23 protein-coding genes are annotated in these 25,143 nt (G+C 74.0%); 13 read left to right on the forward strand and 10 right to left on the reverse strand.

Going from position 1 to position 25,143, the window contains the following annotated elements; genetic code table 11:
* Positions 1 to 5 precede the first annotated feature (5 nt).
* From C8054_RS10055 to C8054_RS10080, 6 genes are read right to left on the reverse strand one after another with little or no spacing between them, the layout of a single operon-like run.
* Positions 6 to 1,625: a flippase gene (locus tag C8054_RS10055; RefSeq protein WP_107156487.1), complete on the reverse strand. Its 1,620-nt coding sequence runs from the start codon at positions 1,623 to 1,625 to the stop codon at positions 6 to 8.
* Complete coding sequence (locus C8054_RS10060) at positions 1,592 to 2,455, reverse strand: sulfotransferase domain-containing protein (protein WP_107156488.1); 864 nt, start codon at positions 2,453 to 2,455, stop codon at positions 1,592 to 1,594. The genes C8054_RS10055 and C8054_RS10060 overlap by 34 nt, the downstream gene beginning before the upstream one ends.
* Before the next feature lie 16 nt (positions 2,456 to 2,471).
* The gene (locus C8054_RS10065; RefSeq protein WP_107156489.1) at positions 2,472 to 3,677 is read right to left on the reverse strand and encodes a hypothetical protein; all 1,206 of its coding nucleotides are present in this window, start codon (positions 3,675 to 3,677) and stop codon (positions 2,472 to 2,474) included.
* The gene (locus C8054_RS10070; protein ID WP_107156490.1) at positions 3,677 to 5,167 is read right to left on the reverse strand and encodes an O-antigen ligase; all 1,491 of its coding nucleotides are present in this window, start codon (positions 5,165 to 5,167) and stop codon (positions 3,677 to 3,679) included. The genes C8054_RS10065 and C8054_RS10070 overlap by 1 nt, the downstream gene beginning before the upstream one ends.
* Complete coding sequence (locus C8054_RS10075; protein ID WP_107156491.1) at positions 5,164 to 6,171, reverse strand: DUF3048 domain-containing protein; 1,008 nt, start codon at positions 6,169 to 6,171, stop codon at positions 5,164 to 5,166. The genes C8054_RS10070 and C8054_RS10075 overlap by 4 nt, the downstream gene beginning before the upstream one ends.
* Positions 6,168 to 8,015, reverse strand: coding sequence for a Wzz/FepE/Etk N-terminal domain-containing protein (locus C8054_RS10080; protein ID WP_107156492.1), 1,848 nt, complete (start codon positions 8,013 to 8,015; stop codon positions 6,168 to 6,170). The genes C8054_RS10075 and C8054_RS10080 overlap by 4 nt, the downstream gene beginning before the upstream one ends.
* 500 nt (positions 8,016 to 8,515) lie before the next feature.
* Between C8054_RS10080 and C8054_RS10085 the strand changes: the two genes are divergently transcribed.
* The 4 genes from C8054_RS10085 to C8054_RS10100 are packed head-to-tail and all read left to right on the forward strand — an operon-like array spanning position 8,516 to position 11,476.
* A complete protein-coding gene (locus C8054_RS10085) occupies positions 8,516 to 8,992 on the forward strand; it encodes a UDP-N-acetylglucosamine--LPS N-acetylglucosamine transferase (RefSeq protein WP_107156493.1) in 477 nt (158 codons plus the stop codon).
* A complete protein-coding gene (locus C8054_RS10090; RefSeq protein ID WP_107156494.1) occupies positions 8,992 to 9,570 on the forward strand; it encodes a glycosyltransferase in 579 nt (192 codons plus the stop codon). The genes C8054_RS10085 and C8054_RS10090 overlap by 1 nt, the downstream gene beginning before the upstream one ends.
* Complete coding sequence (locus C8054_RS10095; RefSeq protein ID WP_107156495.1) at positions 9,567 to 10,565, forward strand: sulfotransferase; 999 nt, start codon at positions 9,567 to 9,569, stop codon at positions 10,563 to 10,565. The genes C8054_RS10090 and C8054_RS10095 overlap by 4 nt, the downstream gene beginning before the upstream one ends.
* Positions 10,562 to 11,476, forward strand: a complete 915-nt coding sequence (locus C8054_RS10100; protein ID WP_107156496.1) for a glycosyltransferase family 2 protein — start codon at positions 10,562 to 10,564, stop codon at positions 11,474 to 11,476. The genes C8054_RS10095 and C8054_RS10100 overlap by 4 nt, the downstream gene beginning before the upstream one ends.
* A 64-nt stretch (positions 11,477 to 11,540) precedes the next feature.
* Here C8054_RS10100 and C8054_RS10105 read toward each other — a convergent pair whose 3' ends face one another.
* Positions 11,541 to 13,085 carry a hypothetical protein gene (locus C8054_RS10105; RefSeq protein WP_233219565.1) on the reverse strand — a complete coding sequence of 515 codons (1,545 nt, stop codon included), beginning with the start codon at positions 13,083 to 13,085 and terminating at the stop codon, positions 11,541 to 11,543.
* Between the two features lie 230 nt (positions 13,086 to 13,315).
* Positions 13,316 to 14,194, reverse strand: coding sequence for a 3'(2'),5'-bisphosphate nucleotidase CysQ (locus tag C8054_RS10110; protein ID WP_107156498.1), 879 nt, complete (start codon positions 14,192 to 14,194; stop codon positions 13,316 to 13,318).
* 198 nt (positions 14,195 to 14,392) lie between these two features.
* Here C8054_RS10110 and C8054_RS10115 point away from each other — a divergent pair, with 198 nt between their 5' ends.
* Positions 14,393 to 15,487 (forward strand): PLP-dependent aminotransferase family protein, encoded by a 1,095-nt coding sequence (locus tag C8054_RS10115; protein WP_107156499.1) that lies wholly within the window; start codon positions 14,393 to 14,395, stop codon positions 15,485 to 15,487.
* Positions 15,488 to 15,771: 284 nt separating this feature from the next.
* Positions 15,772 to 16,920 carry a magnesium/cobalt transporter CorA gene (corA, locus tag C8054_RS10120; RefSeq protein ID WP_107156500.1) on the forward strand — a complete coding sequence of 383 codons (1,149 nt, stop codon included), beginning with the start codon at positions 15,772 to 15,774 and terminating at the stop codon, positions 16,918 to 16,920.
* 99 nt (positions 16,921 to 17,019) lie between these two features.
* Here the strand turns inward: corA and C8054_RS10125 are convergent, their stop codons facing one another.
* A complete protein-coding gene (locus C8054_RS10125; RefSeq protein WP_107156501.1) occupies positions 17,020 to 17,841 on the reverse strand; it encodes a hypothetical protein in 822 nt (273 codons plus the stop codon).
* Between the two features lie 84 nt (positions 17,842 to 17,925).
* Between C8054_RS10125 and C8054_RS10130 the strand changes: the two genes are divergently transcribed.
* Both C8054_RS10130 and C8054_RS10135 read left to right on the forward strand, forming a co-directional pair.
* Complete coding sequence (locus C8054_RS10130) at positions 17,926 to 18,456, forward strand: peptidylprolyl isomerase (RefSeq protein WP_107156502.1); 531 nt, start codon at positions 17,926 to 17,928, stop codon at positions 18,454 to 18,456.
* A gap of 25 nt (positions 18,457 to 18,481) precedes the next feature.
* Positions 18,482 to 19,423 carry a rhomboid family intramembrane serine protease gene (locus C8054_RS10135; RefSeq protein ID WP_199199667.1) on the forward strand — a complete coding sequence of 314 codons (942 nt, stop codon included), beginning with the start codon at positions 18,482 to 18,484 and terminating at the stop codon, positions 19,421 to 19,423.
* A 453-nt stretch (positions 19,424 to 19,876) separates the two neighbouring features.
* Here the strand turns inward: C8054_RS10135 and C8054_RS10140 are convergent, their stop codons facing one another.
* Positions 19,877 to 20,314, reverse strand: a complete 438-nt coding sequence (locus C8054_RS10140; RefSeq protein WP_199199668.1) for a PH domain-containing protein — start codon at positions 20,312 to 20,314, stop codon at positions 19,877 to 19,879.
* 112 nt (positions 20,315 to 20,426) lie between these two features.
* On the opposite strand from C8054_RS10140, the gene C8054_RS10145 reads away from it, so the two are divergent.
* The 5 genes from C8054_RS10145 (at position 20,427) to C8054_RS10165 (ending at position 25,101) form a co-directional block, all read left to right on the forward strand.
* Entirely contained in the window at positions 20,427 to 21,599 is a 1,173-nt protein-coding gene (locus C8054_RS10145) for an acetyl-CoA C-acyltransferase (RefSeq protein ID WP_107156504.1), read from the forward strand.
* Between the two features lie 70 nt (positions 21,600 to 21,669).
* Positions 21,670 to 22,182, forward strand: a complete 513-nt coding sequence (locus tag C8054_RS10150) for a hypothetical protein (RefSeq protein ID WP_107156505.1) — start codon at positions 21,670 to 21,672, stop codon at positions 22,180 to 22,182.
* 69 nt (positions 22,183 to 22,251) lie between these two features.
* Positions 22,252 to 22,944 (forward strand): response regulator transcription factor, encoded by a 693-nt coding sequence (locus tag C8054_RS10155; protein WP_107156506.1) that lies wholly within the window; start codon positions 22,252 to 22,254, stop codon positions 22,942 to 22,944.
* Positions 22,937 to 24,385, forward strand: a complete 1,449-nt coding sequence (locus tag C8054_RS10160) for a HAMP domain-containing sensor histidine kinase (RefSeq protein ID WP_107156507.1) — start codon at positions 22,937 to 22,939, stop codon at positions 24,383 to 24,385. Before C8054_RS10155 ends, C8054_RS10160 begins: the two co-directional genes overlap by 8 nt.
* A gap of 56 nt (positions 24,386 to 24,441) precedes the next feature.
* On the forward strand, positions 24,442 to 25,101 hold the full coding sequence (locus C8054_RS10165; protein WP_107156508.1) for a hypothetical protein: 660 nt from the start codon (positions 24,442 to 24,444) through the stop codon (positions 25,099 to 25,101).
* The last annotated feature ends 42 nt before the right edge of the window (positions 25,102 to 25,143 follow it).

Genomic DNA, 25,143 nt, shown 5'->3' on the forward strand with positions numbered 1-25,143 from the left:
AACGGTCAGGACCGGGTCGCCGGGTCCGCCCCGGCGCGGTTGCGGCCCCGGCGCAGCGACCGGAGCGCGTCGAGATGCAGCGTGCGCCGCCAGCGCCACGCCCCCGCCAGGTACGCCGCCACCCCGGCGACCGCCACCAGCGCGAGCACCGGCGGCGTCGCGCCGAGCAGGGTGGCCACGCCGAGCGGCAGGCCCAGCGCGGCGACGGCCAACGCCATCGCGGCCCGGGTGCCGGCGCCGAACGGGTGCAGCCGCATCGACCACCAGAGCTGGGTCAGCGGCACCAGGTTGGTGACCAGGATGGAGAGGGTCCAGGCCAGGGCCGCGCCGAGGATGCCGTGGCGCGGGATGAGCAGCAGGTTGGCGACCACGTTGAGGACGGTGCCGCCCATCGCGTTGTAGAACGTCCACGCGGTACGGCCGGCCATGTTGAGCACCATGTCGACCATGCCGCATCCGGTCGCCACCAGCATGGTCAGCGCGAGCAGCACGACCACCCGTCGGCCGTCGTCGTAACCGGCGCCGAACAGCGACAGCATGGGCGTGGCGAACGCCGCGAAGATGAGGTACGCCGGCCAGGAGAGCAGCACCAGCCAGCCGGTGGCGGCCTGGTAGAGCTGCCGGGCGTCGGCCCGGTCGTTGCGGGCGAACGCGGCGGCCAGCCGGTGCTGCACCGAGCTGGAGAGCGCGACGCTGGAGAGCTGACCCAACGCCAGGAACCGGGTCGCCGCCGTGTAGATCGCCGCGTCCGCCGGCCCGCGCAGCGCGCTGAGCAGCACGATGTCCATCCGCTGCACCACGATCGCGGCCACGCTGCTGATTGCCCGAGGGCCGGTGAACCGCCAGAACGGCCCGACCATCTTCCCGACCGGCACCGGCCGGGCCACCTGCCTGCCGGCCCGGCCGACCAGCCGACCCAGCCAGACCAGCGCGACCACGGCGGCGAGCAGATAGGGCACCACCCAGGCCAGCGGCAACGCGACGGTGGCGGAGAGCCCGAGCCAGGCGGCCACCGCCACGGCCAGGAACTGCACCAGCGTGCGGCCGAGCCGCTCCACGGTCAGCAGCGGGCGCATCTGACCGAAGCCTCGGCAGGCGGCCAGCGCGTAGTCGTTGAGCGCGGCCAGTGGCACGAACGCCAGCAGGATGCGCAGCGCGGTCACCGCGCCCGGACCGGCCTCCGGCATGGTCGCCCGGGCCAGCGCCGGGGCGGCCAGCCAACCGGCCACGCCCAGCAGCGCGCCGACCACCAGCACCGGCAGCAGACCGGCCAGGATCGTGCCGCGGATCTCGTCCCGCCGGTCCAGCGTGCGCTGCCGGCTGACGAAGTAGACGGTGCCCACGTCGGTGCCGAGCCGGGCCGTCGACGCGGCGATCATGAAAGCGCTGGTGGCGGCGAAGAACATGCCGGCCTCGCGGACCGACCAGCCCCGGGCGATGACGATGTTGAGGCCGAAGCCGGCCACCGCGGCCAGCCCCACCCCGAGCAGGTTGGCGAAGCCCTGCCGGGCCGCGCCGCCCAGGCCCGCGCCCGCGCCCGGACCCGGCCCGACCGCCGGCAGGACGACGGTGGCGTCGGCGTCCGCCCGGGTCACCGCCGCCACGACGGCACGCGTCCCCACCACGTGGCCAGCCGCTCGTCGTACGGGGCGAAGTGGTCCTCCAGCCGGGTCCGCAGCTCGGCCGACATCGGGGAACGGGACCGCGAGTTGTGCTTGCCGAACGAGATGTCCGCCCAGCGGGGCAGCTCCAGGAAGTCGCAGACCGCGTCGAAGGACGGCCGCGGGTCGGCGAAGAAGTCGTCGCTGTCGATCACGTGCAGCCGGTCCCGGCCGACCAGCGCCTCCAGCCGTTCCACCTGCTCGATGTAGCGGCCCCGGGCCAGGTAGGAGTTGTGCTGGAAGTGCTCGCTGGCGTACGTCGGGTCGGCGGTCATCCGCTCCCGCTCACCCGCGGTCCGCTGCTCCTCCAGCGCCAGCGCGCGTTCGAAGTCCGCCTCGGTCTCGTAGCCACGGGCCAGCTCGTGGGAGTGCGCCGAGTAGGCCCGCTCCACCGGGTCACGCAGCAGCACCAGCAGCTTGACCGACGGCAGGTCCTTGGCGATCCGCTGCCCGGCCAGCGGGTGGAACATGTAGTAGGGGCTCGACTCGCCGGTGATCCCGCGCACGCCGAGCTGCGCCTTCACCGCGTCCGCCTTGCCGTTTGTGGGGAAGTGGCCGAGATACCAGCTCATCCCCCGGTGGTAGTCGACGTCGAAGTAGTGCACGCCCTTGTGGTACGCGGGCGGCAGCACGCCCGGGTGCTGCGAGAGCGTCTTGAACAGCGAGGTGGTGCCGCAGCGCTGCGCCCCCACGATCAGGAATCCCGGCACCATCCGCGAGCCCGCGGTCAACCGACCGACCGTCCGACTCACCGACTTCACCGCGCGGAGCGCCTGCTCCCTGGCCACCGTCACGTCCCACTCCTCACTCTCACCGGGCCCGGCGGGCCAGGTGCTCCTCGACGGCGGGCAGCAGCCAGGTGTCGACGTGCCCCAGCCGCGCACCCGCCTCGGCCTGCCGGTCCCGCAGATAACGTGCCGCCAGCTCCACCAGGTAGAGCACGGCGACGAGGTCGGCGCCCCCACCGACCTGCTCGAACGGCGCGAGCGTCCGGTCCGCGCCGGCGATCAGCGCGCGGGCGGCCTCGATCGGCTCCACCCCGGCGTGGCTCATCGCACCCTGCACCGCCAGGTGCAGCGCGTCGTAGCCGGCCGGCACGTCCGCCTCGAACCGCTCCCAGTCCCAGACCAGCACCCGGCCGTCGGCCAGCACCGCGCTGTTGCCGCCGTTCCAGTCCCCGTGCCAGGCGCCGAACGCCACCACCGGGTCGGCGTCCGCGACCGACCTCAGCGCCGCGCGCAGCCGCCCGGCCTCCGGCCGGTCACCGAGCGCGTCCACCGCCGCACCGAGCCGCGCCGCGTGCCCGCTGCCCGCCCACGACTCCCGGCGTACGCCGAGACAACCGGCCACCGCCACCATGGCGGCCCGCTCGGCCGCCGCCGCCTCGGCCGGGGCGGCCCGGGGCAGCCGCACCGGCAGCGCCTCCTGGACCAGCAGCGCGTGCCCGTGCCAGTCGCCGTGATGGCGGACCCCGGCCAGGACCACCGGGCCGAGCGGCAGGCCGGCGAGGCGGCGCAGCGCGGCGGCCTCCGCGTCGACCAGGGCCCGGGTCAGCGGGTCGACGCCGAGTTTGGCGTAGCCGAGGGCCCGGCCGTCCGGGGCGAGCAGTTGCAGCACCGGCTTGCGGTTGGCCCGCGCCGGACCGATGTGCAGGCTGACCAGCGCCGGTTCGCCCAGCACCTCGGTCAGGTAGGCGTCCAGCCCGCCCCCGGCGACCACCAGCCGGTCGCGGAACACCACCGGCCCCAGCCCGAGCCGGAACGCGGTGGCCAACCCCTGCCGTACCAGCTTGGCCTTGCGACCGACCGCCTCGGTGGAGTGCCGGACGGCGCCGGCGGCGGCCCGGCCCGAGCCGGTGGGCACCAGCAGCCGGGGGCGTGCGGCCGAGGGCACCACCACCCAGCCGGCGCCGCCCCGGCGCAGCGCGGGTTCGGCAGGTGCGGGCCAGATCAGGTCGGCCAGCTCACCGAGGTAGGCGGAACGGCCGTCGCCGTCCGGGGGTACGCGGAGCACCATCAACGTTCACCGGCTGCTTCCAGTCGGGCCCGTAGCCCGGCGATCGTGCCCTTGGGTGGCGCCGGCGCGAGCGCGCGGCGGAGCTGGTCGTTGCGGGCCAGCAGGGCGACCGAGATCAGGGCGTAGGCGAGGGTGGCTTCCAGTGCGCCGTAGGTGAACTGGAAGAAGAGCATCAGGATGATCACGAGCGTGCCGGCGATCCCGATCGCGCTGTGGTCGCGCCGGTACCGCCAGAGGCAGTAGAGGAAGAAGCCGTTGTAGGCCAGCGCGCCGACCCAGCCCTGGCCGACGAGCAGCGCCCAGAGCTGGCCGTTGCTGCCCAGCTCCCGGTTGCCGCACTGCTTGCAGTCGTCGGACTTGCCGATCGCGATGGACCGGTTGCTGCCGATCAGTGCGCGGTTGCCGCCGTAGCCGAGGATCGGCGAGTGGTTGGCGGCGGCGACCGCGCCCTCGGACAGCGTGGTGCGGATGTCGTCGCTGTGCCCGTTCTGCAACCGTTCGTCGAACGTCCGGCCGAGCGGGGTGGCGACGATCAGCACGCCGATCAGCCCGACCGCCAGCGCGAGCCCGCCGAGCACCACCATCCGGCCGCGCAGCGCGAGCCGGAGCGCCACATAGGCCGCGGCGATGCCGACACCGATCCAGAGCCCGCGGTTGAGCGAGTAGATGATCGGGAAGATCGCGGCGAGCGCGATCGCCACGCCGGCGGTCCGGCGCAGCGGCCTGCCCAGCACCACCCAGCCGACGATCAGCCAGACCAGCAGGATCGCGGTGTTCTCACCCCACGAGTTCGTGTACGTGAACGGCGCGGACGGTCGCGGTGAGCTGGCCTCCCCCTCGATCACCTGCTGCACCTGGGCGAACTTCACGTCCATCAGCGAGGCGACGAAGGGGTGGGTGGCGATCGAGTGCGGCAGGACGAAACGCAGTGGCGCGACGAACCCCGTGGTGGGGAAGAGCGAGCCGAGCCAACCGCCGACGACCACCACCACGCCCATGAACCCGAAGAGCCGGATCATCCGGCGGCGGGACAGCTCCCGCTCGCTGAGGTTGTAGACGTAGAGCATGGCCACGGTCATCGCGACGAAGTTGGCCAGCCGGATGCCCCAGCCGAGATAGCGCCCACCACCACCGCCGGGCGGCAGCGTGTTCGGGGCGGTCAGCCCGAGCGTCGAGACGGACAGGAACAGCCAGAGCAGCAGGATCAGCCAGATGCCGAAGCCGGGCGGCACCCGGACCGGACCGCGCCGGGCCATCTGCACCACCATCGGCACCGCGAAGATGATGAAGACGAAGCTGGACACCCCGAGCGCCCACCACACCGGCCAGAGCAGGAAGAGCGAGATCAGCGGCCACGCGGTCGGCAGCCGCCAGGACCAGCCCTTCGGCCGGGCCCGCACCGGCGCGAGGCGGTTGCCCCCGGGCGGCGGCACCACCGCGCCCACCGGGACCGACCCGCGCGCCGGGCGGGGTGGGGTGACGGTGCTCATTTCACGGTGACCTTGGCGGTGGTCGGGGCGTAGATCACCCAGGCGTTGCCGGGTTGCGGGTGCAGCAGGTCACCGCCGGCGTCGGCGAGCGTGCAGACCATGCCCAGGCCGGGCTTGCGCCAGCGGCCCTTCGCGCTGGTCGGACCGGACACCGCGAGCACCGCGCCCTCGCCGAAGACGTTCGCCGACGGCAGCGCGCGGAACGACGGCTTACGCACCTCGAGCGTGCGGTATTCCATGGTCAGCACGATCACCGAGGCGGCGGTCACCGTCGCGGTGCCGACCTTGCCCACCCAGCGGGCCTTCGGCTGGTCGTACCGCCAGACCATCGGCGGGCCGCCGGAGACGCTGATCGACAGCTCGGTGGCGGGCACGAGGTCCCGGGCGGCCAGCGCGTCGCCGCCGGTGGCGTGGTCCAGCGCCGGCGTGGGCGGTTGACCCCCCTTCGGGGCGGCCTTGAGCAGCGCGGCCGTCGAGGTGTAGTCGCCGCTGAAGACCTTGCCGTCGTCGTCGGGGGTGACGCCGTCGAGGTCGGAGCTTTCGAACTGACTGAGGAAACCGGTCGGACCGCCGTCATATCCCACGAACGGGCGCAGCACCGAGACCGAGCGGATGTCGACCGGCCGGATCTCGGTCACCGGCCCGATCTTGCTGGCGTCCCGGGAGTGGAACACGGCGGTCAGGTGCAGCGTGTCGGACTCGGCGAACTCGGCGTAGACCAGGTCGGCGGCGTCCAGACCGGCCGGGGTGGTGGCGGGGCTCACCCGCATCGGCACCGCGACCGCCTGGCGGGTGGCCGCCGCCGGCGTGCCGACCGGCGCCCCGGTCAGCGGGCCGACGGGCAGGCTCGACGTCGGACTGGCCGACGGTGGCGTCGCGGCGGCGCTGCCCGGGTCGACCACGTCGACGCTGCCCGGCTTGGGCTGGGGCTCACTGCACCCCGTGCCGACGCCGAGGACGACGGCCGGAGCGAGGGCGGCGCGGAGCATCTGCCGGCGGTTCACCCCAGGTCCTCGCCGGAGTCGATGGCGTAGCTGCGGCCGTCACCGCCGTCGCCCCGGGAACGGTAGGTGCCACCGGTGCCGTTGACCGGCATCGGCTTGCCGGGGCCGGCCTGCGGCTTGCCCGGACCGACCGGCGGCTTCACCGGCGCCGCGCCCTTGCCCGGGGCGCCCGGCTTCGCCGACCCGGCGGCCGGGCCGGATCGGGACGACTGCATGCGCGGCAGCACCATCGTCGACTCGGCGGACGGGCCGGGACTCGGTCGCGGCTTGGGCCGGTTGGCCGGCGTCGCCGGAGTGGTCGAGCCGGCCGCCGCGACGGGGCGGGTCGCGCCGCCGGTCGGCGCGGGCAGGCGCGGTGCCAGCACCGCACCGATGACCGGCGCGTTGACCTGCTCGAACTGCTGGAGGGCGGCGGTGATCTCACCGCTGCGGGTCTTGCCGGACTCGGCCACCACGATCACCGCGTCGACGTAGCGGCCCAGGGCCTGGGCCTCCACGGCCTGGGTCGGCTGCCCGGTCTCGATCAGCACGTGGTCGAAGCGTGCGGTCAGCTCGTGCAGGATCTCCAGCAGACCGGCGACCGGCAGCTCCACCTCCGCGTCCAGCTCGCCGGGGACGAGCACCCGGAGCTGGCCGAGGCCCGGCACCGGCGCGAGCGCCTTGAGTGCCGGCACGTCGCGGCGGAGCACCGAGGCGAGGCTGTGCCGCCCCTCGGCGACGCCGGTGATGCCGCTGAGTGCCGAGTCCGGCTTGGTGGTGACCAGCGCGACCTGCGCGCCGGTGCGGGCGTACGCGGCGGCCAGGTTGGCGGCGACGAACCCGGCGGCGGTGCCGGCCGAGCCGTCGCAGAGCAGGAGCTGACGACCGCGACCGGCCTGGGCCGACTCGGGGACGGCGGAGAGCAGCACGTTGCGCAGCCGGCCCAGCTCGCGGGAGATCCGGTGGGTGGCGGGCAGGACGGAGAGCGACGGCGGACGGGTGTTCAGCTCCAGCAGCAGCGGCAGGCCGACCCGGTCGGAGATGTCGCGCCCGCGCCGGATCCGGGTGTCGAGCCGGTCCAGCACCAGCGCCAGCACGATGCCGAGCAGCAGCCCCGCGCCCATGCCGCTGGCCAGGTTCAGCGTGCGGTTCGGCGAGCTGGGCCGCTCGGGCAGTCGGGCGTCGGAGATGATCTCTCCGGGGTCGGAGTCGGCCGAGACCAGCGGGCTGAGCCGGTTGTTCAACCCGTTGAGCTGGTTGGTCAGCACGCTGCGGTCGGCCTCGGCACGCTCCCGCTCGGGGGAGTTGGCCGGGGCCGCCGCGATCCGTCCGGCGACGGCGCTGAGCTGCTTGTTGTAGTCGGCGATCTGCTGCTTGAGCGCGTTGACCTCGTTCTCCAGCGACTTCTGCGCGGTGGCCTTGCGCAGGTCGAGGTAGGCCTGCGCGAACGCGTGCGAACCGGCCTGCGCCTCGGCGGGGCTGCCCGCCTCGTAGGCGACCTGGAGGATCTGGCTGTTCGGCGGGACGCTGACGGTCACGGACTTGACCAGCTCGTCACCGCCGGTGGTGACCTTCATCAGGCCCTTGGCCCGCTCCGCCACCACGAGCGACCGGACCACCTGCGCCTCGGTGTCGAGGTTGACCTTGGCGTTCGGGTTGCTCTCCGCGCCGGAGCCGAGCGGGCGCACCAGCAGCGAGGTGGTCGAGGTGTAGCGCGCGTCCTGGACTTGGTTGATCGCCAGGCCGCCGGCCAGACCGAGGACCGCGGCGAGCAGCAGGATCCACCAGCGGCGGCGCAACCAGCCCAGGTACGCCATCAGGGCAAGACCGTCGGAGTCGTTCTCGGCCAAATGGGGTGAGGGCATCAGAGTCTGTCGCTCCCTTTCGACCGAGCCGGGCAGTCCACGGCACAGCTGGAACTGACCGTGACTTCGAGTGTCCCCGATCCGAACGTTGAGGGAAAGTCTGCTCACGTTCCGGTAAGCCTGCCCAGGTGTGGGCAGCCCGCGGAGAGATGGCCGATCTGTGCTGGCCATTCAGCGGGTTTCCCGGCGTCGGGCCCGACCTGCCCCCGGGAGTCGGCGTCGCCGCCGGCTCGCGTACGGAGCGGTGACGGAATCCTGACACATCCCCCCGGGTGCCCGTGGTCCCGGCCCACCGAGCCGGGCTCAACGCGGCTGACCTGGCGGGTCGCACCGCCGGCCGGATCCCGGCGACGGGAATCCCGAGGTGACCCGACCGGCCGGCCGGGATCCGTCCAACGGCCCCTTCAGTTGCCCAGGCCGCGCCAGTAGGTTGTCAGGGCGCGTCCGAGGGTCATTCACGTAAATCCGGGCGCGGTCGCACGGTTACGGGAGGAAACGTTGTGGTGAGCGGGTCAACCGAGGGCTCGGGGCAGGTCCTGCTGGTCGGCTCCAGTGGCGGGCATCTGGCCCAGCTCCTGGCTCTCGAACCGTGGTACCGGGAACGCGGCCGGGCATGGGTCACCTTCGACACACCGGACGCCCGCTCGCTGCTCGACGGCGAGGACGTGGTCTGGGCGCACCACCCCACCACCCGTAACGTCAAGAACCTGGTCCGCAACGCGTTCCTCGCGCTGAAGGTGATCCGCCGACGCCGGGTGGACGCGGTGGTCACCACCGGTGCCGGCGTCGCCCTGCCGTTCGTGGTGGCGGCCCGGCTGCGCCGGATCCCCACGGTCTACATCGAGGTCTACGACCGCATCGACAGCGCGACGCTGACCGCCCGGCTCTGCCGGCCGTTCCTCTCCGCGATGCTCGTGCAGTGGGAGGAGCAGCGCCGGATGTACCCGGAGGCGACCGTCGTGGGGAACCTCCTCTGATGGGGCTCATTCCGCAGCAGCGGGACCGACGGTCCGCGCCCTACGTGCTGGTCGTGGTCGGCACCGACGTGCACCGCTTCGACCGCCTCGTCGGCTGGCTGGAGCGCTGGCACGCCGCCCGCCCCGGCGTCCGGCTGGTCCTCCAGTACGGCCACAGCCGCCCGCCGGCCCTGCCCGAGGCCACCCCGTTCCTCGGCCACGAGGAGCTGCAACGCGCGATGGCCGAGGCCACGCTCGTGGTCAGCCACGGCGGGCCGGCCACCATCACCGAGGCCCGCCGCACCGGCCACCTGCCGATCGTGGTGCCGCGCGACCCGGCCCACGACGAGCACGTCGACAACCACCAGCAGCTGTTCTCCCGGCGGCTGGGCGCGGCCGGCATGGTCCGGCTCTGCGAGACCGAAGCCGAGCTGCTCGCCGCGCTTGACGAAGGGCTCGCCGACCCGGGCCGGTTCGTGCTGGCCGCCGACCCCGGCCGGCCGGACCCGCGCGCCGAGGCGGTCGCCCGGGTCGGCGCCGTGATCGACGACCTGGTGGCCCGGCGGGTCCACCAACGGGCCGGCGGGCGGCGCGGATGAGCGCCCCGGAGCCGGCACAGCCGCGGGTGCTCTTCGTCGGCGGTCTCGGCCGCAGCGGCTCCACGCTGCTGGAGCTGCTGCTGGCGCAGAGTCCCGACGTGTGCGCGGTCGGTGAGGTGGTGCACCTCTGGGAGCGGGCGCTCGGCGCGGACGAGCGGTGCGGCTGCGGGGAGCGGTTCACCGCCTGCCCGTTCTGGCAGCAGGTCGGGGAGCAGGCGTTCGGCGGCTGGTCCGCGATCGACCGGGACGACGTGCTGGCGCTCAAGGACCGGGTCGACCGGACCCGGCACATTCCCCGGCTGGCGAAGACCTCGCTCCCGCCGGAGCAGCTCGCCGACGTCCGCCGCTACGCCGACCTCTACACCCGGATCTACCGCGCCGCGCTCGCGGTGACCGGGGCGCGGGTGGTGGTCGACTCCAGCAAGCACGCCTCGCTCGCCTTCGCGCTGAGCTGGGCCGACGGGCTCGACCTGCGGGTGCTGCACCTGGTCCGGGACAGCCGGGCGGTCGCGTACTCCTGGGGCAAGCAGGTGCGCCGGCCCGAGGTGGTGGACGGCGAGGACTTCATGCCGACCTTCTCGCCGTTCGAGGTGAGCAAGCTGTGGACCGCGCAGAACGCCGCGTTCCACCTGCTCGCGCAGCGGGCGAAGGTGCTCCGGCTGCGCTACGAGGACTTCACCGCCGACCCGGCCGGCACCGTCCGCCGGGTGCGCGACTTCAGCGGCCTGCCGGACGACCCGGCGGCGCTGCGCATCCTGGCCGGCGACGCGCCGGACCCGGCGGCCGAGCCGGCCGCGCCGTTCCGCGCGCACAGCGTCGCGGGCAACCCGTTGCGGTTCAGCGGCGGCCCGCTGACGGTACGCCGGGACGAGGCGTGGCGGGACCGCCTGCCGCGCCGCAGCCGGGCCGTGGTCAGCCTGGCCACACTGCCGCTCCGAGTCCGCTACGGCTACCTGGGCCAGCGGGGATCCGACGAATCCGTGGAGAGAACATGAGTGGGCCGAGCATCTCGGTCGTCGTACCGACGCGGGACCGTCCGGAGCTGCTGCGCGCGGCGCTCGACGCCATCCTCAGCCAGGCGCACCCCGGCCTGATCGAGGCGATCGTGGTCTACGACCAGTCCGAGCCGGACCGGTCGCTGGAGTCCGACCGCGGTGACCGGCGGGTCCGGGTCATCACGAACACCCGCACCGCGGGGCTGGCCGGGGCGCGCAACACCGGCATCGAGGCGGCCACCGGCGACTGGGTGGCGTTCTGCGACGACGACGACGAGTGGCTGCCCGGGAAGCTGGCCGCCCAGTTCGGGGCGCTCGACGCCCACCCGGACGGCGCGCTGGTGAGCTGCGGCATCCGGGTCAGCTACGACGACCGGACGGTGGACCGCTCGCTGGACCGGGCGCGGATCTCGCTGGAGGCGTTGCTCCGGGACCGGCTCACCGAGCTGCACCCGTCCACGTTCCTGATCCGCCGGGCCGCGCTGCTCGACGCGATCGGGCTGGTCGACGAGCAGATCCCGGGCAGCTACGCGGAGGACTACGAGTTCCTGCTCCGGGCCGCCCGCTACGCGCCGCTGGTCAACGTGGAGAGCCCGTACGTGCTGGTGCGCTGGCACAAGCGGTCCTACTTCGCGCAGCGTTGGGAGACCATCTCGACCGCGTTGCAGTGGCTGCTGCGCCGCTATCCCGAGTTCGCCACCGTGCCGCACGGCGAGGCCCGGGTGGCCGGGCAGATCGCGTTCGCGCAGGCGGCGATGGGCAACCGGCGGGACGCGGTCCGGTGGGCCCGGCGCACGCTGGCCCGTAACCCGAAGGAGCCGCGCGCCTACCTGGCGCTGGCGGTGGCGAGCCGGGCGGTGCAGGCCGACCGGGTGCTGCGCACGCTGCACAAGCGCGGCCGGGGCATCTGAGCCGTACGCGACGAAACGGGCGGGCGACCGAGGTCGCCCGCCCGTCGTGGTCCGCCGGCCCGGCTCAGGCCACGCAGAACGCCTTCCACGCCTGGATGCTCGGCTGGTCGAGCAGCCGGAAGTCACCCTGGCTGACGGTCTGGTTGTAGTAGGCCACGAACTCCGGCCGCTGGCCGTTGAGGAAGCCGGACATGGACCGGATCCAGTCGGCCCGGCCGGCGCCGGCGTCACCGGGCACCAGGTCACTGCCGGTCTCCGCGACGCCCCACGGCTTGCCCAGCGCCTTCGACTTGCTGATCATCGGGCCGTAGATCTCCTGCGGCGAGGCGTACCGCTTCCACTTCTTGCCCCAGTTGTAGCAGTCCCAGCCGAGCGCCTCGATCACGTTGCCGCCCGGGTAGAACGCGTCGAAGCTGCGCCCGGACTTCGGGTCGAGCGTCCAGCACATCAGGATCAGCGTGTTGATCAGCTTGGGGTTGCCCGCCTGGTCGGCCAGGCCGGCGACCCGCTTCCACGCCGTCCGGTACGCGTCGGTGCTGAACGCGCCGCGCTCGACGTCGTCCTCCGGTTCGTGGAAGTAGGACCAGTACACGTTGTGGTCGCGCGGGATCGAGGCGAACCAGGAGCGCAGGCGGGAGTCGTGCCGGCCGGAGTTGATCTCCTGGGGGGACGCCTTGAAGGACACCACCACGGTGCGGTCGACCACGTCGGCACGACTGCCCGACCAGGCCGGCGGCAGGCCGGGGAAGAAGATCCGGGCCATCTGGAGCTTGCCGAACGTCCGGTCGGAGCGGCTCAGCGCCTGGCCGAAGGTCTCCCCGTTCTGCACGCCGATCGACGCGCCGGGCAACGTCTCCCGCGTACCGGCGAAGCCCTTGGCGCCCGGGGCGGCGGAGGCCGACGGTTTCGCGCCGGGCTTGCCGCCGAGGCCCTGGTCCGCGCTCGGCGCGGCGCCGGGCGTGGCCGGCGCGCCCAGGCCGGCCGACGGCGCCGGGCCGGCGCTCTTCGGCACCTCGCTGGCCTGCGGGTTGGTCGCGTCCGGCCGCAGCGCGGCCACTGCGACGCCACCGCCGGTCAGGGCCAGCGCGACTGCCGTCGCCAGCACCGCGCGCCAGCGCCGCCGGGGCCCGCCGGGCGGCGGGTCCGACGTGACCGGGGGAAGCGGCGGCTGGCCGGGACCGCCCGCGCCCGGCCGGGCGTCCGGCCCGGTGGGTACGCCTCCGGGCGGCGGCCCGGTCAGCGTGGCGGTCGCGGTCGTCGCCGCGCCCCACCCGGCGGATGCCTCCCCGCCCCAGCCGACGGGCGGGGTCCCGCCCCAGCTCGCGGACGCGGTCGTTTCCTCGGCCCAGTCCGCCGGCGCGGTGGGCGCGTCGCCCCAGCGGGCGGTGGCCGTCGTTCCGTCGCCCCAGTGGGCGGACGCGGTGGTCGTGCCGTCGGCCCAGCCGACGGGTGCCCGGTCGGCCACGGCGTGCTCGACCCCCCGGCCGGGCGGCTCGTGCCCCGACCAGGCCGGCGCGGCGTCCACCCAGGACCGGTCCGCGTGACCAGGGCCGGGCAGCTCCCGCTCCGGCCAGGGCAGATCGCCGGGGGCATGTGCGTGGACCGGCATCGGTGGCGAGGTCGGAGTCTCCGGCCAGGGCAGCGCGGGGCCGCCTGATTGGCGAGAAATGTCCTGCCCCGGCCACAGGCCGGTCGGCTCCTCGAAAGCATCGTGCGGGTCTCGGTCGGCCGGCATGGCCCTCCCTGGCTGTCGGCGGCCCGAGGTCTCGGGCTCAGGTCGGACGCGCATTCGCACCCGACGATAACCCCGATTCACCCTGGCCGTACGTACCGTCACTCTCAGCCGAACGCCTCACCCTGGTCGCCGGTGACGGCCGAAGCGGGCATCTCGACCCCGGTCCGGGCGATCGCGGCGAGCAGCCGGTCGGCCAACTCGGGGCGGCAGACCAGCAGATCGGGCAGGCGCGGGTCGGCCCGGTTGTAGCGCAGCGGAGAACCGTCGATCCGGGACGCGTGCATGCCCGCGCCCAGTGCCACCGCCACCGGCGCGGCGCTGTCCCACTCGTACTGGCCGCCCGCGTGGACGTACGCGTCGACCTCGCCGGTCACCACCGCGCACACCTTGACCCCGGCCGAGCCCATCGGGACGGCCCGGGCGTCCAGCAGCTCCACCAGCTCGCCCACGAACGCCGGCGGGCGGCTGCGGCTCACCGCGATCCGGATCGGCCCGTCGGTCGCCTTCGGCGTCGGGCAGGTGGTGCCGAGCACGACCGGCGCACCGTCCCCAGTGGTCCGCGCCGGCATGCCGACCGCACCGGCGATCAGTGCGCCGTCCGGCGCGGCGGAGCGCTGCCAGAGCGCCACGTGCACCGCCCAGTCGTCCCGGCCGGCCTCGGAGAACTCACGGGTCCCGTCCAGCGGGTCGATGATCCAGACCCGGTCCGCCTCGTGCCGGGGCGCCCGCTCCCCGTCCGCCCAGGCGCGGCGCGCGTCGGCCTCCTCCTCGGAGAGCACCGCGTCGGCCGGACGCCACTGCGCCAGCGCCGCGGTCATCAGCTCGTGCGACGCCCGGTCGCCGGCGTCCTTGAGCGCCTTCGGGTCGGCGAAGCCCTGCCGGTCCCGCAGCGCGGTGAGCGCCGCCCCGGCCTCGGTGGCCAGCCACTGCGCGAACTGCTGGTCGTCGAGCCGTCCCGTCTCGTCCTCGGTCACGAGCCTCATCCCCTGTCCCGCGGGTCTGCCGCGACCCGTCATCCTTCGGCGACCGGTGTCACCGGCGCCAGCGTCCGGTCGGATCGTAGACAGTCCCGAGCCGGCCTCGGTTCCCTGGCGGTGCTGGTCGCCGCCGGTGACCGCCCGCATGTTGAACTTCGCGTGTATGCCGTTCGGACCCGGCCGGGCAGGCCCTAGGCTCTGCGCATGACCGCCGAGCAGCTGATCTCCTTCGCCCGTGGGGCTCCCTCGTTGGACATCGTCGATGTCGAGGGGCTCAAGGCCGCCGCCGTCCGCGCCTTCGACGCCGACCCTGCCGGGGTCACCGCGTACGGGACCTCCGTCGGCTACCCGCCCCTGCGGAAGTGGATCGCCGAGAAGCACGGCGTCGAGGCCGACCAGGTGCTGGTCACGAACGGCTCGTTGCAGGCCGACGCGTTCCTCTTCGACCACCTGGTCCGCCGGGGCGACGCGGTCGTCGTCGAGCGCCCGACGTACGACCGCACGCTGCTCAACCTCCAGCAGATGGGCGGCGAGGTGCACGGCGTGACCATCCAGCCGGACGGCCTGGACACCGCCGAGCTGCGCAAGCTACTGGAGTCCGGGGTCCGGCCGCGACTGGCCCACGTGATCCCGAACTACCAGAACCCGGCCGGCGTCACGCTCTCCCTGGACAAGCGCCGTGAGCTGCTCGACCTGGCCGCCGAGTACGAGTTCACCATCTTCGAGGACGACCCGTACGCGGACATCCGGTTCCGGGGCGAGCCGCTGCCCTCGATGCTGTCGATGGACACCCGGGGCGTGGTGGTGCACGCCTCCAGCTTCACCAAGACGGTCTGCCCCGGTGTGCGGGTCGGTTACCTGGTCGGCCCCGCGGAGCTGATCGCGGCGATCGCCAAGCGGGCCACGAACCTCTACATCTCGCCGGGCATGGTGGCCCAGGCGATCGTGCACCAGTTCTGCGTCTCCGGCTCGATCGAGCGGTCGATCCACACGGTCCGGACGGCGCTGGGCGAGCGGGCCGGGGCGCTGGCCGAGTCGCTGCGCCGGCACATCCCGGAGGCCCGGTTCGTCGAGCCCGACGGCGGCTACTTCCTCTGGATCGAGTTGCCGGAGGACGTCGAGGTCGACCGGCTGGCGCCGGCCGCCGCCGAGCGCGGCGTCGCGGTGGTCAAGGGCAGCGACTTCATGGTCGACGGCGGTCGGCACGCGCTGCGGTTGGCGTACTCGGCGGTGACGGCGGACCGGATCGACGAGGGGGTGCGGCGGCTCGCCGAGGCGATGGCCGCCGTTCGTGCCTGATTTTCTGTCGGGTTTCTGACAGAGTGGCCCCACTGGCCGGTTCGGCTCTCCCGCCGGGCCGGCCTTCGGCTCACAATGCTGCGAGCGTCGCTCACATTCCGGTGATCGGCCCCGGATCGCGACGCCGCCAGCATCACTCCCGCCCCCAAGGGTGCCGGGTGGGCCGTGTCGCCCCTCACCCCCCTGACGCGGCCGGCCCGCCCGGCACCGCACCGCGGGCCGCCCGACCCCGCCCCCGAGCGGCGTAACCTGCAAGCCGCAGCTTCGCGGAGAGGGGGCGAGAGATGACGGACCGGGTGGCACGCGACCGCACCGACGGCCAGTACGGCGACCGGCCGCCCCGGCCGCGCGCCTGGGCGGCGCCGGTACGCGCCATGTCCCGCATCCTCAACGCCGACGGCTCCCCGCGCGCCCCCCAGCCGGCCCGTCCCGGGCGCAGCGGCATCGTCGACTGCGGGCTCTACGTCGACGGCGAGCGCCGACCCGGCCGCCCGCAGTACGCGGAGGCCCTGGCCGCCGCCCGCCGCGAGCGGGACGGCTTCGTCTGGCTCGGCCTGCACGAGCCCGACCTGGCCGAGATGACCGAGATCGCCGCCACGTTCGACCTGCACGAGCTGGCCGTGGAGGACGCGGTCAAGGCGGAGCAGCGCCCGAAGCTGGAGCACTTCGGCGAGATCGTCTTCCTGGTGCTGCGGACCGCCCGCTACTGCGAGCACACCGAGCTGACCGAGAACTCAGAGGTCGTGGAGACCGGCCAGGTGATGCTCTTCATCGGGCCGAACTTCGTGATCAGCGTGCGGCACGGGGACGCCTGCCGGCTGTCGCCGGTCCGCGCCGACCTGGAGGCGAAGCGCGACCTGCTGCGGCAGGGGCCGTGGGCGGTCGCGTACGCGATCACCGACCGGGTGGTCGACCTCTACCTGGAGGTCGCCGACCGGCTGGAGGACGACCTCGACGTGCTGGAGGCGGACGTCTTCGACCGGCAGAGCAGCGGCCGGATCCAGCGGATCTACCAGATGAAGCGGGAACTGGTCGAGTTCAAGCGGGCGGTGGTGCCGTTGCAGCGCCCGCTGATGACGCTCACCTCGCAGGTCAACCGCGCGGTGCCGCAGGAGGTGCGGCGCTACTTCCGCGACGTGCAGGACCACCTCAGCCGCACCGTCGAGCAGGTCAACTCGTACGACGACCTGCTCAACTCGATCCTTCAGGCCCGGCTGGCGCAGGTCACCGTCGACCAGAACAACGACATGCGCAAGATCGCCGCCTGGGCCGCCATCGGTGCGGTGTGGACCGCGATCGCCGGCATCTACGGCATGAACTTCCAGAACATGCCCGAGCTGACCTGGACGTACGGCTATCCGGGCGTGTGGGCGGTCAACCTGACGCTGTCGTTCGTGCTCTACCGCTGGTTCCGCCGCAACGGCTGGTTGTGACCGGCGACACGCGCCCGGCTCGGTAGGCCGGCACGCGGAAGCGCCGGCCACGCGGGACTGGCCCGCGCGCCGGCGCTGTTCCGACGGCTCGAACCCTGCTCAGTGGCGACCGCTGGCCTTGGCCGCGTTCCGGCCGTTCTGGGCGGCCTTGGTGATGTCGTCGGCCGGCCGGCCGGAGACGTCCCGGGCGCCCTCGGCGACGGAGGGAACCTGGCTGTTCGGGTGGATCACCGGGTCGGGGCCGGGCGTGGTGGTCGAGGCGCTGCTGCCGTCGGCCACCGCCGAGCTGCCGGCGCCGGTCGGGCCGGCCTGGGTCACCTTCGCGCTGGCGTCCGGGGTCTCCACCACGATCGTGTCCACGTCCTCCCGCATCGGCTCCAGCTTGTCCTGACCGGTCGGGCCGAGCGTGCCGGTCGGGTCGTACTCGGCCCACTCCTGCTGCTCGCGGCGGCGGCGCATGGCCATCGCCCCGGCCAGGCCGGCGACGGTGCCGGCCACCAGCAGACCGGCGGTCATGCCCCGCGACCTGCGCTGCTTCTTCTTTCCGGGCTTCATGTTCTTCGCCTTCTTCGTCATCGCGGACTGCTTCGCCGCCACGGCCCGACGACCGGTGCGCGCCTTGCCCGCCGCCTCGGTCCGGGCGCTGCGCACGGCCAGGAGCACCGGGGCGAGCGCGGCGGCGCTCGACGCGACGCCACTGGACGCCCGGTCCCGGACCATGACCGCGGTCGGCGCGACGGCGACCCGGGCTGCCTGGACCCGCGGGCCGACCGTGGCCCCGGCACCCTTCGCCGCGTGCGAGGCGGCCTGCCTCAGGTGACCGATGCCCTGGTTCAGCTCGGCCTTGGCGAGCTGGCCCTGGGTCTTTCGCCGCCCGATTCCAAACACGGTCCCACCTCCTGGGAGTTGTTCCTTCGTCATCCTCCACCTTCGGATGCCTCCGCATGGCCAGATCGGGCACATGGGAGGATCCGCAAGGAACTGACCAACGAGTGAGGAGTACCCGTGGCCGAGGCTGTCTACGCCACCTTGCACACCAACGCCGGCCCGATCCGGCTGGAGCTCTTCCCGAACCACGCGCCGAAGACCGTCCGCAACTTCGTGGAGCTGGCCGAGGGCAACCGGGAGTACATCGACCCGCGTACCGGTCAGCCGGGCAGCGGGCCGTACTACGACGGCACCATCTCGCACCGGGTGATCAGCGGTTTCATGATCCAGATGGGCGACCCGACCGGCACCGGGCGCGGTGGCCCGGGTTACAAGTTCGACGACGAGTTCCACCCGGAGCTGCGCTTCGACCGGCCGTACCTGCTGGCGATGGCGAACGCCGGGCCGGGCACGAACGGTTCGCAGTTCTTCATCACGGTGGGGCCGACGCCGCACCTGAACAACCGGCACACCATCTTCGGCCAGGTCGCCGACGAGCAGTCGGTGAAGGTCGTCGACTCGATCGCGAACACCCCGACCGGGCCGAGCGACCGGCCGATCCAGGACGTGGTGATCGAGCGGGTCGAGATCGAGCGGCAGCAGTCCTGACCGTCGCGCGGGTACCTTTGCTCGCATGACTGAGCGCTCCGGGCAGGCAGGCGACGCCACCGAGGGGCCGGTGCCGACCACTCCGGTCTGCTACCGGCATCCCGATCGGGAGACGTACCTCCGGTGCACCCGCTGCGACCGGCCGATCTGCCCCGAGTGCATGCGCGACGCCTCCGTCGGCCACCAGTGCCCGGAATGCGTCGCCGAGGGACGCCGCAGCGTGCGGCCGGCGCGTACCGCCTTCGGAGGCGGTGCCGCCGGCCGGCAGGGCTACGTGACGAAGGCCCTCATCGCGCTGAACGTGCTGATGATGCTGCTCTCCATCGCGTCGGCCCGCAGCGGGAACGCGATCGCCGGCGGCGGTCTCGGCGGCCTGATGGGCGGCGGGACGCCGCTGACCGAGTGGGGCGCGGTGCTGGGGTTGGCCGCCTTCCCGGACGGCACCGTGGGCGGGGTGGCCGACGGCGAGTGGTACCGGCTGGTCACCGCCATGTTCCTGCACTACGGCGTGCTGCACCTGCTGCTCAACATGTGGGCGCTCTGGGTGCTCGGCCGGACGCTGGAGGCGGTGCTCGGGCCGCTGCGCTTCCTGGCGCTCTATCTGCTCGCCGGGCTCGGCGGCAACGTGGCCGCCTACGTCTTCACCGAGCCGAACCGGTTCACGGCCGGCGCGTCGACCGCCATCTTCGGCCTGTTCGCCGCGATCTTCGTGATCATGCGCCGGTTGGGTCGGGACACCTCGGCGATCGTGCCGATCCTGGTGATCAACCTGATCTTCACGTTCACCGTGCCGAGCATCTCGGTGGCCGGGCACCTCGGCGGCCTGGTGGTCGGTGCCGTGACGGCGCTGGTCCTGGCGTACGCCCCGCGGATGCGCCGGACCGTGTTCCAGACGGCGGGTTGCGCGATCGTGCTGGTGGCCCTGATCGGCCTGGCCCTCGTCCGCACCGCCGCGCTGATCGGCTGATCCGGACCGCTCCCGCGCGGCCCGCGCCAACCGTCGCGGCCTGCGGTCCGGTGGTGCCGCCCGCGTTCCGGTGGTGCCGCCCGCCCTCGGCGGGTCGGCGGGATGAGCGCGGAGGGCCGTTACCGTACGTGCCCATCGGGACTCGGCGGACTTCACCCCTCGGGGCCCTTTGCTCTGCAGCCATCGACGCAGCAGCGACCGAGCGTTGCCGCTGCGCGGTTGGCTGCAGAGCAAAGGGCCGTGAAGGTCGCCCTGTCGGTGGCGCGGCTTTCGAAGCGTCGGTCCAGCTCAGCGCCCGAGTGATGGGCTGCGGGAAGGAGGGCCACCCGGAGATGGCTCAAGGAGTCGTCACACGCAGTGGTCGTCGGCCGGGCTGCGCCCGACGCCTACCCGTCGTGACCGACGGGCGGCCGGTCGCGCGGATCGGCGCGGTGCCTCGTCAGCGCGGCCTCGTCAGCGGGCGGCGGCGGCACGGGCGGCGGTGAGCGTGGCGGCCACCTCTTCCAGCGGCGCGTCCAGGTCGCGGCGGCCGAACAGGTGCAGCGACTCCCCGGCGTCGATCTCCAGCGTCTCGGCGGTGACCCCGCGTCGGCTGCGTCGGTCCAGCCGGATCGCCTCCACCACGGCCCACGGCAGCCGGCGTCGGCCGGCGTACCCGCGGATCACGGTGAGGCCCTCGGGGTCGACGGCGAGTCGGACCGGCGCGACGAAATCGCGCAGCGCCCACGCGAGCAACGCGGCGGCGAGCGAGCCGGCGAGCGCCGGGCGGACCGGGTCGCCGTCGGTGAGCGCCAGGCCCAGGGCGATCAGGGCGAGCGCGCCGAGCGCCTTGACCACCGGCAGCGCCCGGGGCACGCGCCACTGCCGGACCGGTGACGGCTGTGGATCCATCCGCCCAGCATGCCAGCGGCCGGGGCCATCCGGCACGCCCGGAAAGGCGAGGAGGGACGACGGTCAAGTCAGCACGTAGTATTGGGTCAAGCGAGGTTACCGGGGAGTAGACATGAGTGACGCGGTCATCGTCGGTGCGGTGCGGACCCCGGTCGGGCGGCGCAAGGGCAGCCTCGCCGGCGTGCACCCGGTCGACCTCTCGGCACACGTGCTGCGCGCCCTGGCCGAGCGCACCGGCATCGACCCGGGTCAGGTCGACGACGTGGTGTGGGGCTGCGTGTCGCAGGTGGGCGAACAGTCCTGGAACGTGGCCCGCAACGCCGTGCTGGCGGCCGGCTGGCCCGAGTCCGTGCCCGGCACCACGCTCGACCGGCAGTGCGGATCGAGCCAGCAGGCGTTGCACTTCGCCGCCGCCACCGTGCTCTCCGGCCAGGCCGACCTGGTCGTCGCCGGTGGCGTCGAGTCGATGACCCGGGTGCCGATGGGCTCCAGCGTGGCCGGCGGGATGCCGTTCAGCCCGGCGATCCTGGCCCGCTACCGCGGCGCGGAGGGCGTCGCCGAGGATTCGCCGCTGCCGTTCAACCAGGGCGTCGGCGCCGAGCTGATCGCCGAGCGGTGGCGCTTCTCGCGCACCCAGCTCGACGAGTTCGCGCTGGCCAGCCACGAGAAGGCGGCGGCCGCGCAGGACGCCGGCGCGTTCGAGCCGGAGCTGGCCCCGGTGGTGCTCGCCGACGGCGGCAAGTTCACCGCCGACGAGGGCATCCGCCGCGACACCTCGCTGGCCAAGCTCGGGGAGCTGGCCACCCCGTTCCGCGCCGACGGCGTGGTCACCGCCGGCTCCGCGTCGCAGATCTCCGACGGCGCCGCCGCGCTGGCGGTGACCACCGCCGAGTGGGCCAGCCGGCACGGCCTGCGTCCGCTGGCCCGGGTGCACACCGCCGTGGTGGCCGCCGACGATCCGGTCGCCATGCTCACCGCCCCCATCCCGGCCACCGCGAAGGCGCTGCGCCGCGCGGGGCTGGGCATCGAGGAGATCGGGGTGTACGAGGTGAACGAGGCGTTCGCCCCGGTGCCGCTGGCCTGGCTGGCCGAGACCGAGGCGGACCCGGAGCGGCTCAACCCCCGGGGCGGCGCGATCGCACTGGGCCACCCGCTCGGCGGGTCCGGCGCGCGGATCATGACGACGATGCTCCAGCACATGCGGGACAACGGCATCCGCTACGGCCTGCAGACCATGTGCGAGGGCGGCGGCATGGCCAACGCCACCATCGTCGAACTGCTCTGAGCACGGGTGGAAGTTCCAGAAATCCAGGGTGACCCATGTCACTACGGGTCAACCGCTCGTTGCACCCGACATGGACGTGTTCTCCCGAACGTTCCTCCCGGCGGCGGCCGAGACCGGCCTGGCCACCCAGACCGCCACCCGCCACATGCCGGTGTTCCGGCGCTGCGTCGGCTCCGGCGACGCCACCATCCTGGTCACCCGGTGCAGCCGCCCGGACCATCCGGTCGGAGGCGAATACCTCATGCTCCTCACCCATCGCCGGCTGGTGGTGACCCGGCAGACCCGGCTGCTGCACCGGCTGCGCCTGCACCTCAACACCGAGCTGCGGGAACTCAGCAACGTCACCTGGAGCCCGGACCCACGGGCGCACCGCGTGGAGCTGGCGGCCACCGCCATCGACGGCGTACGCGAACGCTTCCTCATCCGGACCCACCACCCGAAGGGGGTGTGGCAGCTCGACGCGCTGCTCCACCACGCCTTCCGGACCCGGCTGCGTACTCCGGCGGAACGCCTGGTCGCCACTATCGGTGACTGGCCGGCCGGCCCCCGGCCGGTCGTGTTCCGGCCGGCGTCGGCCCGCTGACGTTCTCCTTACCGAACCCGAACATCTCCCGGACCTTCCCGGCGGCCACCGGTCGGTCATCATGGGCCGGTGACCGCCGACACCGCGCAGCGCGGGCTCGTTCTCGTGGTGGAGGACGAGCCGTCCATCGCCGACCTGGTCCGGCTCTACCTGACCCGGGACGGCTTCGGCGTACACCTGGAACGGGACGGCACGGCTGGGCTGGCCGCCGCGCGGCGGCTGCGCCCGGTGGCCTGCGTGCTCGACATCGCGCTGCCCGGCCTGGCCGGTACCGAGATCTGCCGGCGGCTGCGCGCGGCCGGTGACTGGACGCCCGTCATCTTCCTCACCGCCCGCGACGACGAGGTGGACCGCGTGGTCGGCCTGGAGCTGGGCGCGGACGACTACGTCACCAAGCCGTTCAGCCCGCGTGAGCTGGTCGCCCGGGTCCGCGCGGTGCTGCGCCGCAGCGCCGGCACGCCGGCCACCGCCGAACAGCCGCGGGTGCTCGGCCCGGTCACGCTCGACCCGGCCCGCCGGGCGGTGACCGTCGGCGGAGCGCCGGTGCAGCTCACCTCCACCGAGTTCGACCTGCTCGCCCACCTGATGGCCCGCCCCGGCCGGGTGTTCACCCGGGAGGAGTTGCTGGCCGGCGTCTGGGGGTACGCGGCGCACGCCGGTACCCGGACCGTGGACGTGCACGTGGCGCAGGTCCGGGCGAAGCTCGGCCCGGCCAGCGTGATCCGCACCCACCGCGGCGTCGGGTACGCGGCCGATGCCTGACCAGCCCACGGTGGCGCTGCCGGTGATCCGGACCGGGCCCACCGCACCGCCCGCCCGTCGTCGGCCGGGCCATACGCTCACCGCCCGTGCGGTGCTCGTGACCTGTGCGGTGGCGTTGGTGTCGGTGCTGGTCACCGCGCTGGTGGCGGTGCCGTTGGCGGTACGCGGCGCGGAACGGCGGGACCAGGAGGCGCTGGCCGCGCAGGCCCGGCTCGCCGCCGACGTGCTGCGCGTCCGCGCGGTACGCCAGCGCGACAGTGCCGGGGACCGGCTCATCCGGCAGCTCCGCCAGCAGCAGATCGACGTGTACCTGGTCCGCGACGGCCGGGCCGACCGCAGTGGCCTGCCCGCGCCGCTGGTCGCCCGGGTGGCCGCCGGCGGCAACGTCTCCGGCCGGCGACTCGTCGACGGGGAACGCCGGCTCGTCGAGGCACGGGCGCTGCCCGGCGGCGACGGGGTGGTGCTCACCCGCGCCGCCACCGCCGGCCCCTGGCGGCAGGTGCTGCGCGGGCTCTGGCTGCCGCTGCTCGCCGGGCTCGCCGCCGGGGCGGTCGCCGGGCTGCTGCTGGCCCGCCGGCTGGCCCGACCGATCCGCGTCGCGGCCACCGCCGCCGCCCGGCTCCGGGCCGGGGACCGGGCGGTCCGGGTGCCGGTCGAGCCGCCCGACGAGGTGGCCGACCTGGCGTACGCGCTCAACGGGCTGGCCGCCGCGCTGGCCACCAGCGAGGGCCGGCAGCGTGAGTTCCTGCTCTCCGTCTCGCACGAGTTGCGGACGCCGCTCACCGCCATCCGGGGCTACGCCGAGGCACTTGCCGACGGCGTGCTCGACGCGGACGCGGTGCCGGCGACCGGGCGTACCGTGCTGGCCGAGGCCGAGCATCTGGACCGGCTGGTCAGCGACCTGTTGGCGCTGGCCCGGTTGGAGGCGGCCGACTTTCCGCTGGAACCGGTGCGGGTGGACCTGGCCCGGCTCGCCGCCGACGTGGAGCGCACCTGGTCGGACCGGTGCACGGCGGTCGGGGTGCCGTTCCGGGTGGAGACGCCGGGCGGGCCGGTGCCGGCGTACACCGATCCGGGCCGGATCCGGCAGGTGGTCGACGGGCTGCTGGAGAACGCGCTGCGGGTCGTACCCCCGGGGGCGCCGGTGGTGCTCGCGGTCCGGCCCGCCGGCGTGGACCCGGCGGCCGGCGGGGTCCTGGAGGTCCGCGACGGCGGGCCCGGCTTCACCGACGACGACCTGGCGGTGGCGTTCGAGCGGGGCGCGCTGCACCAGCGCTACCGGGGGGTGCGCAAGGTCGGCAGCGGGCTGGGGCTGGCGCTCGCCGCCGGGCTGGTGCGCCGGCTGGGCGGCGACATCGCCGCCGGGCACGCGCCGGAGGGCGGCGCGGCGTTCACGGTCCGGCTGCCCGGAGATCCTTACCTGGCTCGAACATCGGCCTGACGGTCCGCTCGCGCCGGTGCGGAACGCTGACGACACCACCGACGAGAGGAACACCGATGGCACGTCAGCGAATCGTCACCGGAGCCACCGCGCTGCTCACCGCCGCGGCACTCGGCCTCGCCGGGTGCGGCGCGGCGCAGACCGGCGCCGACGCGGCCCGGGAGACCGCGGTCGAGGTGGCCGCCGCCATGGGCACCGACGGGCAGGCCCTGGCCGCGCTCGGCGTCGACCCGGCCGACCTGGACGTCGATCCGGTCGCGGCGCCCGCCCCGTCGGCCGCCGGCACGCCTGCGGCGCAGGGCGGCTCCGGCACGCCGACGGAGCTGGCCGACTCCGGCACGCCGGACGAGCAGGCCGGGCCGGACCGCAAGGGGGACCGGGCGCAGGACTGGCGCAAGCGGCACCGGGCCCGGGTGCTGCTGCGCAAGAACCGGCTGCACGGCGAGGTCGTGGTGCAGACCAAGGAGAACGGGACGAAGACGGTAGCCGTCCAGCGCGGTGCGGTGACCGCTGTCGACGCGAAGTCGATGACCGTGAAGTCCGCCGACGGCTTCACCATGACCTGGACGTTCGGCGAGAAGCTGCGGGTGGTCGAGCGTCGCGCGACGATCCAGGCGAGCGAGATCAAGGTCGGTACGACGGTCGGCGTGGCCGGTGCCAAGGAGGGGGACAAGGGCGTCGCCCGGCTGGTCGTGGTGCCGCTCCGCCAGGAGTAAGGTGGGCGGGCTGTCGTGACCTCAGGAATCTGCCAGGCTACG

Source organism: Micromonospora sp. RP3T, from assembly GCF_003027925.1.
In the GTDB taxonomy this organism is placed as follows: domain Bacteria; phylum Actinomycetota; class Actinomycetes; order Mycobacteriales; family Micromonosporaceae; genus Micromonospora.